General features: G+C 69.8%; 13 protein-coding genes and 1 pseudogene. 3 read left to right on the forward strand and 11 right to left on the reverse strand.

Translation table 11 applies throughout. The features are described from left to right. Nucleotides 1–27: 27 nt before the first annotated feature. Nucleotides 28–1,710: an MDR family MFS transporter gene (locus KBY19_RS26740; RefSeq protein WP_210966858.1), complete on the reverse strand. Its 1,683-nt coding sequence runs from the start codon at nt 1,708–1,710 to the stop codon at nt 28–30. A gap of 113 nt (nt 1,711–1,823) precedes the next feature. On the opposite strand from KBY19_RS26740, the gene KBY19_RS26745 reads away from it, so the two are divergent. Continuing rightward, nucleotides 1,824–2,432, forward strand: a complete 609-nt coding sequence (locus KBY19_RS26745) for a TetR/AcrR family transcriptional regulator (protein WP_099883331.1) — start codon at nt 1,824–1,826, stop codon at nt 2,430–2,432. Nucleotides 2,433–2,514: 82 nt separating this feature from the next. Here the strand turns inward: KBY19_RS26745 and KBY19_RS26750 are convergent, their stop codons facing one another. Then, nucleotides 2,515–3,216, reverse strand: coding sequence for a M23 family metallopeptidase (locus KBY19_RS26750; protein ID WP_210966859.1), 702 nt, complete (start codon nt 3,214–3,216; stop codon nt 2,515–2,517). Between the two features lie 408 nt (nt 3,217–3,624). On the opposite strand from KBY19_RS26750, the gene KBY19_RS26755 reads away from it, so the two are divergent. Next, nucleotides 3,625–6,813, forward strand: a complete 3,189-nt coding sequence (locus KBY19_RS26755; protein ID WP_210966860.1) for an NACHT domain-containing NTPase — start codon at nt 3,625–3,627, stop codon at nt 6,811–6,813. Between the two features lie 134 nt (nt 6,814–6,947). Further along, a complete protein-coding gene (locus KBY19_RS26760; protein WP_210966861.1) occupies nt 6,948–9,524 on the forward strand; it encodes an NACHT domain-containing NTPase in 2,577 nt (858 codons plus the stop codon). 103 nt (nt 9,525–9,627) lie between these two features. On the opposite strand, the gene KBY19_RS26765 is transcribed toward KBY19_RS26760, so the two are convergent. From KBY19_RS26765 to KBY19_RS26805, 9 genes and pseudogenes are all read right to left on the reverse strand, one after another. Further along, nucleotides 9,628–12,153, reverse strand: coding sequence for an ATP-dependent Clp protease ATP-binding subunit (locus tag KBY19_RS26765; RefSeq protein WP_099883327.1), 2,526 nt, complete (start codon nt 12,151–12,153; stop codon nt 9,628–9,630). A 583-nt stretch (nt 12,154–12,736) separates the two neighbouring features. Further along, a complete protein-coding gene (locus KBY19_RS26770; protein ID WP_099883326.1) occupies nt 12,737–13,075 on the reverse strand; it encodes an Lsr2 family protein in 339 nt (112 codons plus the stop codon). Nucleotides 13,076–13,235: 160 nt separating this feature from the next. Continuing rightward, entirely contained in the window at nt 13,236–13,760 is a 525-nt protein-coding gene (locus tag KBY19_RS26775; RefSeq protein WP_099883325.1) for an amino-acid N-acetyltransferase, read from the reverse strand. Nucleotides 13,761–13,769: 9 nt separating this feature from the next. Then, nucleotides 13,770–14,180: a BlaI/MecI/CopY family transcriptional regulator gene (locus KBY19_RS26780; protein ID WP_099883324.1), complete on the reverse strand. Its 411-nt coding sequence runs from the start codon at nt 14,178–14,180 to the stop codon at nt 13,770–13,772. A gap of 126 nt (nt 14,181–14,306) precedes the next feature. Then, a complete protein-coding gene (locus tag KBY19_RS26785; protein WP_180289726.1) occupies nt 14,307–14,477 on the reverse strand; it encodes a hypothetical protein in 171 nt (56 codons plus the stop codon). 147 nt (nt 14,478–14,624) lie between these two features. Further along, a complete protein-coding gene (locus KBY19_RS26790; protein WP_099883323.1) occupies nt 14,625–15,356 on the reverse strand; it encodes a hypothetical protein in 732 nt (243 codons plus the stop codon). A gap of 129 nt (nt 15,357–15,485) precedes the next feature. Next, the gene (locus KBY19_RS26795) at nt 15,486–16,283 is read right to left on the reverse strand and encodes a type III pantothenate kinase (RefSeq protein WP_099883322.1); all 798 of its coding nucleotides are present in this window, start codon (nt 16,281–16,283) and stop codon (nt 15,486–15,488) included. Next, on the reverse strand, nt 16,283–17,299 hold the full coding sequence (gene nadC / locus KBY19_RS26800; protein ID WP_099883321.1) for a carboxylating nicotinate-nucleotide diphosphorylase: 1,017 nt from the start codon (nt 17,297–17,299) through the stop codon (nt 16,283–16,285). The genes KBY19_RS26795 and nadC overlap by 1 nt, the downstream gene beginning before the upstream one ends. Further along, nucleotides 17,296–17,704: pseudogene (locus KBY19_RS26805) on the reverse strand (L-aspartate oxidase); the annotation flags it as partial. The pseudogene KBY19_RS26805 and the gene nadC, both read right to left, overlap by 4 nt.

Consider the following 17,704-nt stretch of genomic DNA (forward strand, 5'->3'; position numbering starts at 1 on the left):
CTGCTCGCCCTGGCGACGGGAGGAGCGCTACCCCGCTGCGGGGACTCCGTCCTCCTCGGGCTCCGCCGACTTCTGCGCTGCGGCGTCCTTGAGCGGGACCTCCTTGATGAACCAGGCGGCGACGAAGGCGAGCACCGTGACCCCCGCCGCGAGCAGAAAGACGGCGTGGGTGCCGTTGACGACCGCGTGTTCATAAGCCTCCCGCACCTGCTCCGGGAGCTTTTCGAGGGAGGCGGCGTCGAGCTGGGCGCCGCCCTCGGTGAGCTTGGCGGCGGGTCCGCCACCCGCGTCGCCGGCCGCTGCGGCGCTCTCCTTCATGGAGTCCTCCACATGGGTGGCGAAGATGGTGCCCATCAGGGCGACACCGAAGGAGCCGCCGATGGTGCGGAACAGGGTGGTCGTCGACGAGGCGACGCCCATGTCCTTGAGCTCCACGCTGTTCTGCGCGATGAGCATGGTCAGCTGCATCAGGAAGCCCATGCCCGCACCGAGCACCGCCATGTAGAGGCCGGAGGTCAGGCGGCTGGTGCCGACGTCCATCTGCGCCAGCAGAAAGAGGCCCACGGGTATCAGCGCGCCGCCCACGATGGGGTAGATGCGGTACTTCCCCGTCTTGGTCGTGGCGCGCCCGGTGACCACGGAGACCACCATCATCGGCAGCAGGACGGGCAGCAGGAGCAGCCCGGAGTTGGTGGCCGAGGCGCCCTGGACGCTCTGCTGGTAGAGCGGCAGGAAGGTCATCGAGCCGAACATCACGAAGCCGAGCAGGAAGCCGATGAAGGCGACCAGTGAGAAGTTGCCGCTGCGGAAGACCCGCAGCGGCAGGATCGGCTCGGCCACCCTGCGCTCGACGAAGGGGAAGGCGGTCAGCGCGGCCACGGCGAGCGCCCCGATGCCGATGATGGTGGACGAGTTCCAGTCGTACTCCGTGCCGCCCCAGCTGGTGACGAGCACGGCGGCGGTGATGCCCACCGTCAGCAGCACGGCACCGGTGTAGTCGATACGGCCTTGGGAGCGCTTCTTCGGCAGGTGCAACACGGTGCCGACCATCGCGAGCGCGACGGCGCCCAGCGGCAGGTTGATGTAGAAGGCCCAGCGCCAGCCGAGGTGATCGGTGAGGGTGCCGCCGACGAGCGGGCCCCCGATCATGGCAAGCGACATCACCCCGGCCATCATGCCCATGTATTTGCCGCGCTCCCGGGGCGGGATCAGATCGCCCATGATCGCCATGGCGCCGACCATCAGCCCGCCGGCACCCAGCCCCTGGAGGGCGCGGAAGCCGATGAGCTGGCCCATCGTCTGGGCCGCCCCGGAGGTCATCGACCCGACGAGGAAGATGACGATCGAGGTGAGGAAGACGCCCTTGCGCCCGAACATGTCGCCGAGCTTGCCCCACAGCGGAGTCGAGGCGGCCGTGGTGAGGGTGTAGGCGGTGACGACCCAGGAGAGGTGTTCGAGACCGCCGAGCTCACCGACGATCGTCGGCATGGCCGTGCCCACGATCATGTTGTCCAACATCGCGAGCAGGACAGCGATCATCAGCGAGAAGAGGACCAGGCGCACGCTGCGCGGCTTCGGCCCGGCGGCTTCCGCGCCGGGGCCGGACCCGGCCGTCTCCTTGACTCCCCCTTGACCCGGGCTCGGCTCTTGCTCGTCTTCGGTGTCCCCCTTTTCCCGCTCCGCCTGGTTTGTCGCGCCACTGGCACCCATGCGCGGCCACTCCCCTTTTGCTTGCCACTTACTTGCCGCACGGCTAGTTCAGTACGATGGACCAAGCTAGGGCGCCCCTAGCCGGGCGTCAAGTAAGTTTTGAAGGGGTCGGCATGAGCAGGGGAAACACCCGTCAGCGCATCCAGGACGTCGCCTTGGAGCTCTTCGCTGAGCGCGGTTACGAGAAGACCTCGCTCCGGGAGATCGCCGAGCAGCTCGGCGTCACCAAGGCCGCGCTGTACTACCACTTCAAAACGAAGGAGGACCTGGTCACCAGCCTGTTCGAGGACATGGTGCTGGGCCCGGCCGACGAGGTGATCGCCTGGGCGAAGGCCCACCAGCCGACCCGGCTGGAGACGAAGCTGGAGATCCTCGGCCGCTACAGCGCGTGCATCAGCAACGCCACCCCGCTCGTACGGTTCATGCACGAGAACCAGGCCGCGATGCGTGATCTGGCCATCGGCGAGCAGATGAAGGAGCGCATGTTCCTCCTGCTCGGGTTGATCAAGGACGAGGACGCCGCCCTCACCGACCAGGTGCGCTGCAGCTCGGCCCTGTTCACCATGCACTCGTCGCTCTTCGCCCTGGAGGGGACGAAGGCCGACCCCGAGGAGAAGCGCAAGGCGGCCCTGGAGGTCGCCCAGGAGCTGGTCACGGCGGCCCACCACGGCTCGGACGACACGCCCCCGGGCCGGGAAACGGGCAGCGCCCGTCACGAGTGACGGGCGCTGCTGCCGACTCCGGTACGTCCCCTGAACCGGAGCGCTCTGTGGCGCGGGCCGAGAGACGTCGTGGCGTCGTGGATCAGAAGGTGACGCCGACGGCGCGCATGGCGGCCTGCGGGTCGACGGCCGTGCCGTAGTTCGGACCCTTGCGGATCTCGAAGTGCAGGTGCGGCCCCGAGGAGTTACCGGTGTTGCCGGACTCGGCTATGGTCTGGCCGGTCTTGATCTGCTGACCGGGCTTGACGTTGATCTGCGACAGGTGCGCGTACTGCGAGTACGCACCGTTGTCGTGCCGGACGACGATCGCGTTGCCGTACGCCGGACCGTCGCCGGCGCCGTTCGGACCCGCCTTGACGACGGTGCCCTTGTGCACGGCCTGGACCGGGGTGCCCACGCTCACGGCGAAGTCCTGGCCGGAGTGGTTGTGCGCCCAGCGCCCGCCGGCCTTGCCGTAGGAGGCGCTCAGCTCGTACTTGCCGTCGATCGGCTTGATCCAGGAGGTCTGCAGGCGCTCGGCGTCCCGGGCTGCCTTCTGGGCCGCGCGCTCCTTCGCCTTCGCGGCGGCCTCGGCGGCCTTGCGGTGCGCGTCGGCCTGGGCCTTCGTGGACTCGGCGAGGCTGCTCGCCGTGCCGGTCGCGAAGATGTCGTGCTGAGCCGTGCCGGCATCGGCCTTCGCCGCGGCCAGAGCCGTGCCGGCCCCCAGGGCCATCGTCGCGCCGAGACCGGCGGCCAGCGCCGTGGTGTAGGTCCTGGCGCGCTTGGTGGTCCTAGACATCGTCATAGGGGTGCTACCTCCGGAAGGGGGTTGGTTCAGTGCGCCTCGATGTGGACGCGACCCCCTTGGTAACCCGCCAGAAAACGGACATCAAGGACTGTTATTACTAAAGAGCTCCGTAGTAACACGAGAGACCCACATCACCCGGCGCTCCGAGCTGGGGCCCCACCCCGCCTGTCGACGCCGTACGCGCCCCGGGACCTCCTATCGCGCTTCGTACCCCCCGAAATCCCTGTGCCGCACCTCACGGCCGCTCCGCGCCGGAAGTGGCCCCGCTCATATGACCCCGCTCACCCGGGCCGCCCCGAGGAGCAGGAGGGGGCCCTCATCGACGCGGTCCGCGGGCCCCTCTACGCTTGCTCGCCGTACGCGGCCCCGTACTGCGGGGAGTTGAGGCCGAACGGGGGGTTACGGATGGACGCGGGGGTCGTCGGACTGCGCATCGCCTCCAGCGTGATGGCACCGCTGGTGAAACGACTGTTCGTGAGGGAGGGTCCGGGCGCCGGGCTGGTGGACAGGCCGGTACGGGTGAATCGGCTCGTCTCCTTCACGGGCGAGCGGCGCGAGCTGGGCCGGCGGGAGCTGGACAAGCTCGCCGCCGAACTGGTCGACCGCGCCGTGCGGGATCTCGGCCCGCACGAGGCGCCCTCGCCCCTGGAGGCCGAGCGCGCGTCCGCCCGACTGGCCGACACCCTGCACGCGCTCGGCGACATCGGCCTCAGCGACGTGGAGGCGGTCAGCCTCGGCCACACCGACTTCGCCCGCGCCCTGCACGCGCAGGCCACCATGCACGACCCGCACCCGGACGCCGCCCCCGCCGAGGAAGCGCTCTACCAGCGCGTCCTGGAGGCCGCCTGCCTGCACATCCTGCACTTCCTCACCCAGCGCTCCACCTTCGTGGCCCGCACCCTCGTCGAGCAGAGCCGGAGGCTGGGCGAGCTGATCACCCTCGTCGACGTCCTCATCGAACGCGTGCCCTCCCAGTCCGCGCAGGACGCCGGGTTCGAGCAGCAGTACGCGCGCTACATCGCCAACAAGCACCGCACCCTGACCATCTACGGCATCGACATCCAGCAGGCGAGCGAGTGGCCGCTGGACACGGCCTATCTGAGTCTGGAGGTGACGTCCGACGAGCGCGGCTTCGGCCCGTTCGACGACCCGGCAGGCGCCTCGGCCGGCTCCGGCGCCGTGGAGGCGCAACCCGTCGAACAGGCGCTCTCCGGGCATCAGCGGGTACTGCTGCGCGGGGTCGCGGGCTCCGGGAAGACCACACTCGTGCAGTGGCTCGCCGTCACGACGGCTCGCCAGTCCGAGCTGACCGGACGGCTTGCCCATCTGATCGGCCGGGTGCCGTTCGTACTGCCGCTGCGCACCCTCACGCGGGGCAGCGCGGCGCTGCCCCCGCCCGCCGACTTCCTGGCCGCCGTGGGCTGCCCGCTGGCCGGAGCCCAGCCCGGCGGCTGGGCCGACCGCGTGCTGGCTGCCGGACGCGGCGTACTGCTGATCGACGGCGTCGACGAGGTGCCGGAGCAGGAGCGCAGCCGCACCCACGGCTGGCTGCGCGACCTGCTGCTGGCCTACCCGGACAACCTCGTACTGGTGACCTCGCGCCCCTCCGCCGTACAGGAGAACTGGCTGGCCGGCGACGACTTCACCGAGCTGTCCCTCGCCCCCATGCGCCCCGCAGACGTCGAGCTGTTCATCGCCCGCTGGCACGCGGCGGCCGAGGCGGACGAGGAGATGGCCGCCTCCCTGCGTACTGCCGTACGGACCAGGCCCGACCTGTCCCTGCTGGCCACCAATCCACTGATGTGCGGGCTGATCTGCGCGCTGCACCGGGAACGGCACGGCTTCCTGCCCCGCGGCCGCAAGGCACTGTACGACGCCGCGCTGTCCATGCTGCTGGAGAGGCGCGACCGGGAGCGCGCCGTCTTCGCCACCGGAGAGGGCGTCGAACTGGACGAGGAATCCCAGGTCGAGCTGTTGCAGAGGCTCGCCTACTGGCTCATCCGCAACGGCCGCTCGGAAATGTCGCAGAGTGACGCGGTGGAGCTGGTGGAGCGGATGATGCCCGCGATGCCGTACGTCGCCGAGCAGGGCTCTGCGGCAGACATCTTCCGCTTTCTGCTGGTCCGCTCCGGACTGCTGCGCGAGCCGGGGCACGGGGCGGTCGACTTCGTCCACCGCACCTTCCAGGACTACCTGGGCGCCAAGGCGGCGGTCGAGGAGCGCGACTTCGGCGTGCTGGTGGGCAACGCGCACCTGGACCAGTGGGAGGACGTGGTGCGGATGGCCGTCGCCCACGCCCGACCCGATGAGCGGGCACGGCTGCTGCGCGGGCTGGTCGAGCGGGGGGACGCGGATCCGGGGTGCCGGACGCGGCTGCACCTGCTGGCGATGGCCTGCCTGGAGCACGCCACGAAGCTGGACCCCGCGGTACGGGCGGAGGTCGAGGAGCGGGCGAAAGAGCTGATTCCGCCGCGCAACGTCGATGAGGCGAAAGAGCTGGTGCCGCTGGGCGGGGTGGTGCTGGATCTCCTGTCGGGGCTTGAGGACCTTGACGACGTCGAGGCGGTGGCCGTCGCCCACGCCGCCGCCCAGATGGGTACAGACGCGGCGCTCGTACTGCTGAAGCGGTTCCTCGACCACCCGTCACAAGCCGTGCTCCAGCAACTGGCAGGGCACTGGGACCGGTTCGACACGGACGCGTATGCGACGGAGATTCTTGCCCACCTTCCCGACCGGCGTTATGTGCGCGTCACCGCGAGCACCCATGAGCACCTTGCGTGGCTGCGCAGGCTGGGACAGCGGTCGACCTCGCGCATCAGAGGCGAGTTTTCCGAGCGGGAGATCCTCGAATCCCAGCCCGCTCCCGACCAACTGGTGGAGCTGGCCCTCGCCCGCAATCCCTGTCTCGACCAGACGGGATTCATCCAGGCGTTCCCGAATCTGGAAGAGCTCGACATCCGCGCATGCCCGTTGACGGACCTCTCGCCCCTGGCCGGCCTGTCCTTCTCGACGCTGTACCTGTGGGACGTGACGACGCTTGACCACGTGGAAGGGATCGAGGCGCTGTCCGGGCTCCGCTGGCTGGGACTGCGGGAAGGGACGCCATGTCCCCGGATGGCGCGGCTCGCCCCCCTCACCGAACTCGAGGTTCTTCTGCTTCCCGAGGACACCAGCAGCATCGCAGGCATCTCGGCCCTCCGGAAGCTGACGACGCTGAACCTCGTCAACGTGCGGCACGCGCTCTCGGAAGAGGAATGGAGGGAACTGGCCGAACTCCCCGGTCTCCAGGAGCTCACCTGCGAGCAGCACCATCTCGTCAAGCTGCGGAGATCCGGAGCGCGGTTGACCGGATTGATTCATCTGCTGCTGCCCCTCGAGGGGAGACCGGTTCGCATGCGGCCGTTTCTGGAGACCTTTCCTTCGCTGGAAACACTCCAACTCACCCAACCCGCCGGCTCGCTCGATCTCGCCTCTCTGGCCGAGCTCCCGCGTCTCCGGCACCTCGTTCTTCACCGCCCCCAAGGCCCCATCGACCTCACCTCCCTCCCCTCTCACATCGAAGTCACCGTCACTCCCCCACCCCGCCGAGGCTGACCCGAACGCAGGGTGACCGGAGCCACACGTACGGCCTACGCTGGTCATCAACCAGTCAACAGACCGCCGTCAACAGCCGTCAGCACGTCGTCACCCGTCCGCTGCCGTCGCCCAACGCCAGGGAGTCCCCACGCATGGACCCCGCCGTCCGGCTCGCCTCGACCATCGCCGACCCGCTCGTCTGCCAGCTCCTGCTGCCCGTGGAGGCCACACCCGACCGGGCGCAGGCCGAGGAAGAACTACTGGCGCGGCTCGTCTCGTTCCGCGGGGAGAACCCGCCGCTGTCCTACGAGACGCTGCTGTCGCTCGCCCGAGAGCTGGTGGGCCTGGCAGCGCTCGCCTACCGGCTGCCTCCCGAGGACGCGGAGCCGGTCGCCGCCGTACTCTCCCGCACGCTGTGGATCACCGGGGAGTTGGACACCACGGATGTGCAAGCCGTGCGGCTGGGGCCGCAGGACTTCGCGCGCAAGTTGCGCTCCGCGGTGCCGGGTGCGGACCGGGAGCTGAGTCCGGACACGGCCTGGTTCCACGACCGGCTGCTGGTCACCGTCTGCCTGCATCTGCTGCACCATCTGATCCGCCGCTCCCCCGTCCTCGCCGACCGCATGCCGGAACGTGCCCACCGGATACGGCAATTGATCGATCTGAACGATGTGGAGGCCGTACGGGGCCGTCCGCAGCCCTCCGCGGTGGACGCCGAGTTCGAGGCGCGCTACGCCCGATCCATTGCCGAGCAGTACAACCGTGTGACCATCTACGGCATCGATCTGCCCAACCCGAACACCCCGGACAGCTGGTCGCTGGACGCCACCTATCTCAGCCTCAGCGCCGAGTTCGACAGCCCGGACCGGCGGGCGGACCACAGCGACAGCGGTGAGCCCGTACTCCCCGCCGACCGGGCGCTGGGCGGCCACGAGCGGGTACTGCTGCGCGGTGTCGCCGGCTCCGGGAAGACGACGCTGGTGCAGTGGCTCGCCGTCTCCGCGGCGCGCGGCGCGTTGCCGCCCGAACTGAGCTCGCTGCGCGGCCGGATACCGCTGGTCCTGCCCGTACGCCGGTTCGCGCGCGAGGGCTTTCCCTCTCCGGAGGACTTCCTGCGGGCCGTCCGCCATCCGCTCGCCGACGAGGCGCCCGACGGCTGGGTGGCACGGGTGCTCACCGAGGAGCGCGGGCTGCTGCTGGTCGACGGCATCGACGAGGTGCCCGAGTCCGAGCGGGCGGCGCTGCGCGGCCAGTTGCGCCGGCTCATGCGGATCTACTCGGGCAACTTCTGCCTGGTCACCGCGCGGCCCTCGGCGGTGGAGCCCAACTGGCTGGCCGACGAGGGCTTCGACGAGCTGGCGCTGGCCCCCATGAGCCGAGACCAGGTCGCGGCCTTCATCACCGCCTGGCACACGGCCGCCGCCGACGACGAGGGCAAGGACCACCAGCGGCTGGCCGAGTACCGCGACCAGCTGCTGTCCTCCATCCCCCTCTACCGGGAACTGCGCGGACTGGCGACCAACCCGCTGATGTGCGGCCTGATCTGCGCACTGAACCGAGACCGGTCGGGCTCCCTGCCGCAGGGCCGCAAGGAGCTGTACGAGGCCGCCATGGAGATGCTGCTGCAGCGGCGCGACCCGGAGCGCCGGGTGCTGTATGCCGACGCGGTCAAGCTGCGCCGTGGCGCGCGGGAGCGGCTGCTGCGCAAGCTGGCGTACCGGATGCTGGTCGACCGGCGGGCCGAGCTGACCATGGATGAGGCGTTGGAGGAGATATCCCGGCATCTGCCGGCCATCCCCTCCACCGCGGGCCAGGGCCGCCCGGAGGACATCTTCAACCATCTGCTGCTGCGCACCGGACTGCTGCGCGAGCAGTCGGACCGTTCCATCGAGTTCGTCCACCGCACCGTGCAGGACTACCTGGCCGCCAAGGAAGCCGTCGAGCAGGGCGCCTTCGACATGCTGCTGGACCACGCGCACGAGGCCGAGTGGGAGGAAGTCATCCGCATGGCCGTCGCTCACGCGCGCCCCGCCGAGTGCGCACGGCTGCTGGGCGGGCTGCTCGCACCCGGCCGCAAGGGCATGCAGCGCAACCGGCGTCGGCTGCTGGCGGCCGCCTGCCTGGAGCATGTGACGGAGCTCGACCCGGACACCCACGCCCGCATCCGGCGCGAGACCCGCCATATGGTGCGGCCCACCACCCTGGAGGGCGCTCGCAGCCTGGGCTGGGTGGGCCCCATAGTGCTGGAGATGCTGCCCGAGCCCAGCAGCGTCTCGGACAAGGAAGCGCACCGGCTCGCCGTGACCGTCACCCGGATCAACGACGACGCGGCCATCCACTACCTCGCCCAGCTGCGGAACCGGGCGTCGCTGGAGCTGCGTGCCGAGCTGGCGCGGGGATGGCGGAACTTCGACACCGACCGGTACGCCGAGGAGATCATCGCCCACCTCGACCCCGAGGGGCTCTACTACCCCGTCTCCGACCGGTTCGAGCTGGCCGCGCTGCGGAAGCTGGGCGGGAGGGCGCGGGTGCAGATCGTCGGCCCCTTCACCCCCGACGAACTGCTGGAGGGGCTGGTGCACGATCAGCTCACCCATCTGTGGCTCGCCTACGACCTCGGCGTACCGATGGGGTGGCTCGCCGCCTTCCCCCAGCTGACGACACTGCGGGTCAACCCGCGGCTGCCGCGCGTGAACGGCGTGCCGGACGGCGTGCGCATCCTGGCGTGACCCGGCCCACGGTCGCCGCAGGACGCCCGCACAGCGCGAGAGGGACCGACCCGCTGCGGGTCGGTCCCTCTCGGGCTGTGCAGCGCTCAGGCCGTCGGGCCGGTCACGCCTCCTTGCTCAGGTTGGGGCCGCCGCCTGCGGCGGACTCCACCGGAGGCGCGTCCGGAAGGGCGGACTTCTCCTCGCCGCGGAAGGTGAAGGACTTGGTCTCGCCCTCACCCTCGGTGTCGACGACCACGATGTGACCGGGCCGCAGATCGCCGAAGAGGATCTTCTCCGACAGCACGTCCTCGATCTCGCGCTGGATGGTCCGGCGCAGCGGCCGGGCACCCATCACGGGGTCGTAGCCCTTCTTGGCGAGCAGTTCCTTGGCGTCGGTGCTGAGCTCGATGCCCATGTCCCGGTCCTTCAGCCGCTCGTCCACCTGCGAGAGCATCAGGTCGACGATGCGGATGATGTCGTCCTGCGTCAGCTGGTGGAAGACGACGGTGTCGTCGACACGGTTGAGGAACTCGGGCCGGAAGTGCTGCTTGAGCTCGTCGTTGACCTTCGCCTTCATCCGCTCGTACCCGGCCTTGACGTCACCCTGGCCGGCGAAGCCGAGGTTGAAGCCCTTGGAGATGTCCCGGGTGCCGAGGTTGGTCGTCATGATGATGACCGTGTTCTTGAAGTCCACGACCCGGCCCTGGGAGTCGGTCAGCCGACCGTCCTCCAGGATCTGCAGCAGGGAGTTGAAGATGTCCGGGTGCGCCTTCTCGACCTCGTCGAACAGGACGACGGAGAACGGCTTGCGGCGCACCTTCTCGGTGAGCTGACCACCCTCCTCGTAGCCGACGTAGCCGGGCGGGGAGCCGAAGAGCCGCGAGACGGTGTGCTTCTCGCCGAACTCCGACATGTCGAGGGAGATCAGTGCTTCCTCGTCCCCGAACAGGAACTCGGCCAGCGTCTTGGACAGCTCGGTCTTACCCACGCCGGAGGGGCCGGCGAAGATGAACGAGCCACCGGGCCGCTTGGGGTCCTTCAGACCGGCACGGGTGCGCCGGATGGCCTGGGAGAGCGCCTTGATGGCGTCCTCCTGGCCGATGACGCGCTTGTGCAGCTCGTCCTCCATGCGCAGGAGCCTGCTGGACTCCTCCTCGGTGAGCTTGAAGACCGGGATGCCGGTGGCCGTCGCCAGAACCTCGGCGATCAGCTCCTCGTCCACCTCGGCGACGACATCCATGTCGCCGGCCTTCCACTCCTTCTCCCGCTTGGCCTTCTCGGCCAGCAGCTGCTTCTCCGTGTCACGGAGAGAGGCGGCCTTCTCGAAGTCCTGCGAGTCGATCGCCGACTCCTTGTCCCGGCGCACGTTCGCGATCTTCTCGTCGAACTCGCGCAGGTCCGGCGGAGCGGTCATCCGGCGGATGCGCATCCGCGAGCCCGCCTCGTCGATCAGGTCGATCGCCTTGTCGGGCAGGTAGCGGTCCGAGATGTAGCGGTCGGCCAGCGTGGCCGCACCGACCAGAGCGGCGTCGGTGATGGAGACGCGGTGGTGCGCCTCGTACCGGTCGCGCAGGCCCTTGAGGATCTCGATGGTGTGGGGCAGCGACGGCTCCGCGACCTGGATGGGCTGGAAGCGGCGCTCGAGGGCCGCGTCCTTCTCCAGGTACTTGCGGTACTCGTCCAGCGTCGTGGCACCGATGGTCTGCAGCTCGCCGCGGGCCAGCATCGGCTTGAGGATGCTCGCCGCGTCGATGGCGCCCTCGGCGGCGCCCGCGCCGACCAGAGTGTGCAGCTCGTCGATGAACAGGATGATGTCGCCGCGCGTACGGATCTCCTTGAGCACCTTCTTCAGGCGCTCCTCGAAGTCACCGCGGTAGCGGGAGCCGGCGACCAGCGCGCCCAGGTCGAGGGTGTAGAGGTGCTTGTCCTTGAGGGTCTCGGGCACCTCGCCCTTGACGATGGCCTGCGCCAGCCCCTCGACGACGGCGGTCTTGCCGACGCCGGGCTCACCGATGAGCACGGGGTTGTTCTTCGTACGGCGGGACAGGACCTGCATGACCCGCTCGATCTCCTTCTCGCGCCCGATGACCGGGTCGAGCTTGGACTCGCGGGCAGCCTGCGTGAGGTTGCGGCCGAACTGGTCCAGGACGAGCGACGTGGACGGCGTGCCCTCGGCGGGTCCGCCGGCCGTGGCGGCTTCCTTGCCACCGGAGTAACCGGACAGGAGCTGGATCACCTGCTGGCGAACCCGGTTCAGGTCAGCGCCGAGCTTCACGAGAACCTGGGCTGCGACGCCCTCGCCCTCGCGGATCAGCCCCAGCAGAATGTGCTCGGTACCGATGTAGTTGTGGCCGAGCTGAAGGGCCTCGCGGAGCGACAGCTCCAGCACCTTCTTGGCACGAGGAGTGAAGGGGATGTGGCCGGACGGCGCCTGCTGGCCCTGTCCGATGATCTCCTCCACCTGCTGGCGGACAGCCTCAAGCGAGATCCCGAGGCTCTCCAGTGCCTTAGCGGCGACACCCTCACCCTCGTGGATCAGGCCCAGAAGGATGTGCTCGGTGCCGATGTAGTTGTGGTTGAGCATCCGGGCTTCTTCCTGAGCCAGGACGACAACCCGCCGCGCGCGGTCGGTGAACCTCTCGAACATCGTTAATCGCTCCTCAGAGCGGTCAGGCAGTGAGGGGACGCTCCCCTCGCTGTCCTTCCGCAGCTTAGTCCCGCAACGGGGGACCGCTCATTCCAACTGCCGACTGCGGCCCGGTCGACCCGGTCGATCATGCGCCTCCTGCCCCGGACAGCCGACACCAGTTCCAACCCGATGGTGCGAGACGATGTTCCCGCAGGCCAGGCGTATTCACCTGGATCCACTACGCCGAAGGCGAACACCCCCGCACCGACACATGCGCCGTGCGGCGACACCTGTCACCGAGCACCCCCGCTCCGCCCCTGCCACCTGGGGCTTCCTGGCTGTCAGAGCCTTCTTACCCGCTCGCAGTGACAATCCATGCGGCATCCGCCGGATACGGCGCCCCACATCCGCTGAGGGCGAACAGGCGGGCGGCCCTCCCGGGGAAACCGTAGCGCGAGCACGGCGGGTAACGATCATCAACAATGTGTGACAAGGAGGGCGGCGGCGGCTGGGCCGGGGTCCCTGGGGGAGGCCGCCGCACGGGGGCCTCCCGAACCGGGACGGCCTTCGGGGTCGGAGTCGGCCGCTGGGCCGGAATGCGTCAGCCGTTGGCCTTCTCGTACGCCTCGCGAATGCTGGCCGGAACACGACCGCGGTCATTGACCTCGTAACCCTGCTCCTTGGCCCACGCGCGGATCTTCGCGGTGTCCTGGCTGCTGCCGGAAGCGGAGCCGGAGCGGCTGCCCTTTCCGCGCGAGGAACGGCCACCGGTACGCCGGCCGTTCTTCAGATAGGGCTCAAGAGCGGAACGGAGCTTGTCCGCATTAGCGGTGGTGAGGTCGATCTCGTAGGACTTACCGTCCAGCGCGAACGTCACCGTCTCGTCCGCCTCGCCGCCGTCGAGGTCGTCGACAAGAAGAACCTGAACCTTCTGTGCCACCTGCTACTCCCATTCGTCCTTGGATAACGGATTACAGATACCGACGTGGAAAGCAAACCGCTTTTTCCGGAGAAACACAAACCCTGTGCTGAGTTTGCTCCGCGACTCCGCTGGGATTGGCGGGATCTTTCGGACATAGTGGCGGCGTACCGTCCACGGTTCACAGATGCAGCAGCATGCGGCTGTTACCCAAGGTGTTGGGCTTCACTCGTTCGAGACCGAGGAACTCGGCCACGCCCTCGTCGGGGGAACGCAGCAGCTCGCTGTAGACATCCCCGTCCACCGGAGTCTCGCCGATCTCCGTGAAGCCGTGCTTGGCGAAGAAGTCGACTTCGAAGGTGAGACAGAAAATGCGCCGCACCCCGATCCACCGGGCGGTGCGCAACAGCTTCTCCAGCAGCAGATGACCTACGCCGGTTCCGCGCTGGGAAGGGTCCACCGCCAGGGTCCTGACCTCCGCGAGATCTTCCCACATGACGTGCAGCGCGCCGCATCCGACGACTTCCGCGTCCGCATCCCGTTCGGCCACCCAGAACTCCTGGATGTCCTCGTAAAGGGTCACGGTGGCTTTGTCGAGCAGGATGCGGTCGCGCGAGTAGGAGTCGATGAGGCGGCGCACCGCCGGGACATCGGCCGTACGTGCCCTTCGGATGGTGACCTGGGATAGCGGTGCGCGTTCTGCCATGAACGGACGCTATCGACCCTCGCCCTCGCCGCCCGCAGCGGGGGGATCGAGATGCGCACCGTTCAGATGTACGACGCGCAAGGCGTTGCGGAGCACATCGACCTGTTCCGGCGACATCATCCCGAAGAAGTCGACAAGAGCGGCGGCGGGGTTGTCGCTCGCCGACCATGCCTCGTGCATGAGAGCCGCCGAGTATGCGGCCCGGGTGGAGACAGCCGCATATCGATAGGCGCGGCCTTCTTGATCCCGCCTCAGCCAGCCCTTCTGGCGCAGGTTGTCCATTACGGTCATCACCGTCGTGTACGCGACGGTGCGTTCGTTCTGGAGATCTTCGAGGACTTCCCGCACAGTGACCGGGCGGTTCCAGCGCCATACCCGGGTCATCACGGCGTCTTCCAGCTCTCCCAATGGCCTCGGCACAGAAGAATAATAGTGGAAAATGTCCGAATCGAGGGAATTACCCGGAAGGCGGGCGGGGTCGGCCGGAGACGGCCGCGACCCGGCACCGGTTCGGCATCGGCCGTCGGCGCCGACGCCGGCGCCGGTTCAGTTCCGGCGCTTCTGGCGGGCGACCTCACCGCGCGAGACGGCGGCGTTCACGATGCCGTCCTCCTTGGCCTTGTTGGCGCCGCCCTGGGTCCTGACGATCGTCACGATGAGCGCCGTGAATGCCACTGCCATCACGAGCGGCGGGGTGAGTGCGGCGACGTAGTCCATGACTGGGCCTCCTCGGTGGACGGACCCCCAGGGTAACGCCGGGCCCGCACGCCTTACGGGCCCCCCTGCCGGGCGGGTCCGCCCGGCACCGTACCGGCGGGGGCCGGGCGGCGGCGCTGCCGCGCGGGGGCGGATCGGGCGGAGCGGTCAGGCGGGGACGGAGAGGTGCCGCGGGCCGGGCGCCGATTGCTCCGTGTCCGTCTCCCCGGGAGGCGGCTCGGACGGAGGCGTGGGCGGGGACTGGCGGCGGCGGGGCGGGAAGACCTCGGCCGGGGTGGGCACCGGCCGGGAGGGCGCGGCAGGCTCCGGGGAGCCGGGGCGCTTGGCCGGGCCGGGCTTCGCGGGGCCGGGCGACGGCTTCCCCTGCCGCTGCGGCGCCGGCTCGGGCCCGTCGTCGCCCTGCTCGTCCTCCTCCGACGCCCTCCCGGCCGGGATCCGGACACCCGGGAGGGGGGCGGCGGAGTCGTCGCGGGGTCGGCGGCCCCGGGGGATGCGGGCCGCCTCGGCGCGCCGGAGCAGGTCCTCGCGGCGGGCCCGCTCCCGGGCGCCCGCCGGCTGGGCGGCCAGGGCGCGGAGCGCGGACAGGTCGGCGGGTACGGGGAGGTAGCCGGTGGCGAGGGCCGCCTCCAGCTGGTCCAGATAGCCGGCGGCGGCACCCGGCAGCGCCGCGCGGTAGCGGGCGAGGTCCGCCCGCACGAAAGAACGCAGCCGGGCACCCTCACGGACCGTCTCGTCCACGGCCTGGGCGAGCCGCAGATACTCCCGGGCCTGCTCGGGCGCGGGGTCGGACTGGAGGGCGATGGCGAGAGCGCCGCCGAGCACACGCAGCTCGTGCGGGCCGAACGCCACGCCGCCTCGGGAACCGTATGGCGTGGGCATGAGGCGACGATAGAGGACACAAGAGCTAAATGTGCTTATCGCCCGATTCACGGCGTGGCGCCCTCCAGGCCGCCGAAACCGCCGACGGAACCACCGACCCGGCCGACACCACCGACCCCGTCAGCCCCGTCAGCCCCGGTCGATGTTGCGCTCGTACACCAGGCGCAGCCCGATCAGCGTCAGCCACGGCTCGTGCTCGTCGATCACCGTCGACTCGCCCAGCACCATGGGGGCGAGTCCGCCGGTCGCGATGACGGTGACGTCCTCCGGATCGTCCGCCAGTTCGGCCGCCATCCGGTTCACGACTCCGTCTACCTGGCCGGCGAAGCCGTAGACGATGCCCGCCTGCATCGCCTCGACGGTGTTCTTGCCGATCACGCTCCGCGGCCGGGCGATCTCGATCTTGCGGAGCTGTGCGCCACGCACACCCAGCGCGTCCACCGAGATCTCGATGCCGGGGGCGATGACGCCGCCGACGTACTCACCGCGCGCCGAGACCGCGTCGAACGTGGTGGCCGTACCGAAGTCGACCACCACGCACGGGCCGCCGTACAGCTCGACCGCGGCCAGCGCGTTGATGATCCGGTCGGCGCCGACCTCTTTCGGGTTGTCCATCAGGATCGGCACGCCCGTCTTGACCCCGGGCTCGACCAGCACCGCCGGAATGTCGCCGTAGTAGCGCCGGGTCACCTCGCGCAGCTCGTGCAGCACGGAGGGGACGGTCGAACAGATGGCGATGCCCTCGATGTTGTCGCCCAGCTCCTCGCCGAGCAGCGGATGCATCCCCATCAACCCGTGCAGCAGCACGGCCAGTTCGTCCGCCGTACGACGCGCCTCCGTCGCGATGCGCCAGTGCTCGACGATCTCCTCACCGTCGAACAGGCCCAGCACGGTGTGGGTGTTGCCCACGTCGATGGTGAGCAGCATCAGGGCTGCTCCTCTCGCAGGTCCAGGCCGATGTCGAGGATCGGCGCCGAGTGGGTGAGCGCTCCGACGGCGAGGAAGTCGACGCCGGTGGCCGCGTATTCGGCGGCGTTGGCCAGGGTGAGGCGCCCGGAGGACTCCAGCCGTGCACGGCCCGCGACCAGGGTGACCGCCTCGGCGGTCATGCCCGGCGTGAAGTTGTCCAGCAGCAGCAGCTCAGCGCCCTGGTCCAGCACCGGCGGGATCTGGTCGAGGCTGTCGACCTCCACCTCGATGGGGATGTCCGGGAACTCGGCGCGCACCCGCGCGAACGCCTCGGCGACCCCGCCCGCCGCGATCACATGGTTGTCCTTGATGAGCGCCGCGTCCGACAGCGACATCCGGTGGTTGATGCCGCCGCCGCAGCGCACCGCGAACTTCTCCAGCGCGCGCAGCCCCGGCGCCGTCTTGCGGGTGTCGCGCACCTGCGCCTTCGTACCCTCCAGCGCGTCCGCCCAGGCGCGGGTGGCGGTCGCGATGCCGGAGAGGTGGCACAGCAGATTGAGCGCGCTGCGCTCGGCCGTGAGCAGGTCCCGGGTGCGGGTGCGGACGGTCAGCAGCCGCTGGCCCGCGGTCACCCGGTCGCCGTCCAGCGCGTGCCGCTCCACCTCGAACTCGTCGGTGCACACGACGGACAGGACGGCCTCGGCGACGCGGAGCCCCGCGACGGTACCGTCCTGACGCGCGGTGAAGTCGCCCGTGGCGACGGCGTCCTCCGGGATGGTGGCGACGCTGGTGACGTCCACGCCGCGGTCGAGATCCTCCTCGACCGCCAGATGCGCGATGTCCTCGACCTGCACCGGGTCCAGGCCCGCGTCGCTCAGCAGCTGGGCCAGGTCGGGGTCGAGACCGCACTCCAGCGGGTCCAGGTCGTCCGGGCCGGGCTCGGACGAGCAGCCGCAGCCGTCGCCGCAGCCACCTGACTCGGACGGTGCCGAGGGGCCCCTGCCGATCTGGAGGAGGGGGAGGTCGTCGGTCACTGTTGCTCCTTGGGCGGGGCGACGACCGCGGGGAAGCCGGTCGTCTGGGTCGTACGGAGGGTGAACTGGGCGTCGGGGCGCGCCGCGCCGTCCAGGGCGACGATGATGTGGCGGCGCCACACGGCGTCGTCGCGGCCGGGGTGGTCCTCGCGCCAGTGGCAGCCCCTGGTCTCCTCGCGGCGGAGGGCCGCCGCCACCAGCACCTGCGCGACCAGGTGGAGATTGGCCGTCTCCCAGGTGTCGACACCCGGCTCGGGGTGCTTCTCGGCCGCTGTGGCGGTCAGGGCTGCCAGTCGGTCCGCCGCGCGGGTGAGGGAGTGCGCGCTGCGCAGGACTCCGGCGCCCGCCGTCATGATGTGCTGGATCCGGCCGCGGTCGGTGGCGGGCAGGAGAGTCGTCCCGGCT

Source organism: Streptomyces sp. B15 (genome assembly GCF_018070605.1).
GTDB lineage: Bacteria > Actinomycetota > Actinomycetes > Streptomycetales > Streptomycetaceae > Streptomyces > Streptomyces smyrnaeus.

Excerpts from the sequence above, each read along its gene's own strand:
- KBY19_RS26765 (WP_099883327.1), bottom strand. The coding sequence starts at position 12,153 with ATGTTCGAGAGGTTCACCGACCGCGCGCGGCGGGTTGTCGTCCTGGCT.
- KBY19_RS26790 (WP_099883323.1), bottom strand. The coding sequence starts at position 15,356 with ATGCCCACGCCATACGGTTCCCGAGGCGGCGTGGCGTTCGGCCCGCAC.
- KBY19_RS26755 (WP_210966860.1), top strand. The coding sequence starts at position 3,625 with ATGGACGCGGGGGTCGTCGGACTGCGCATCGCCTCCAGCGTGATGGCA.
- KBY19_RS26745 (WP_099883331.1), top strand. The coding sequence starts at position 1,824 with ATGAGCAGGGGAAACACCCGTCAGCGCATCCAGGACGTCGCCTTGGAG.
- KBY19_RS26775 (WP_099883325.1), bottom strand. The coding sequence starts at position 13,760 with ATGGCAGAACGCGCACCGCTATCCCAGGTCACCATCCGAAGGGCACGT.
- KBY19_RS26740 (WP_210966858.1), bottom strand. The coding sequence starts at position 1,710 with ATGGGTGCCAGTGGCGCGACAAACCAGGCGGAGCGGGAAAAGGGGGAC.
- KBY19_RS26760 (WP_210966861.1), top strand. The coding sequence starts at position 6,948 with ATGGACCCCGCCGTCCGGCTCGCCTCGACCATCGCCGACCCGCTCGTC.
- KBY19_RS26795 (WP_099883322.1), bottom strand. The coding sequence starts at position 16,283 with ATGCTGCTCACCATCGACGTGGGCAACACCCACACCGTGCTGGGCCTG.
- KBY19_RS26750 (WP_210966859.1), bottom strand. The coding sequence starts at position 3,216 with ATGACGATGTCTAGGACCACCAAGCGCGCCAGGACCTACACCACGGCG.
- KBY19_RS26785 (WP_180289726.1), bottom strand. The coding sequence starts at position 14,477 with ATGGACTACGTCGCCGCACTCACCCCGCCGCTCGTGATGGCAGTGGCA.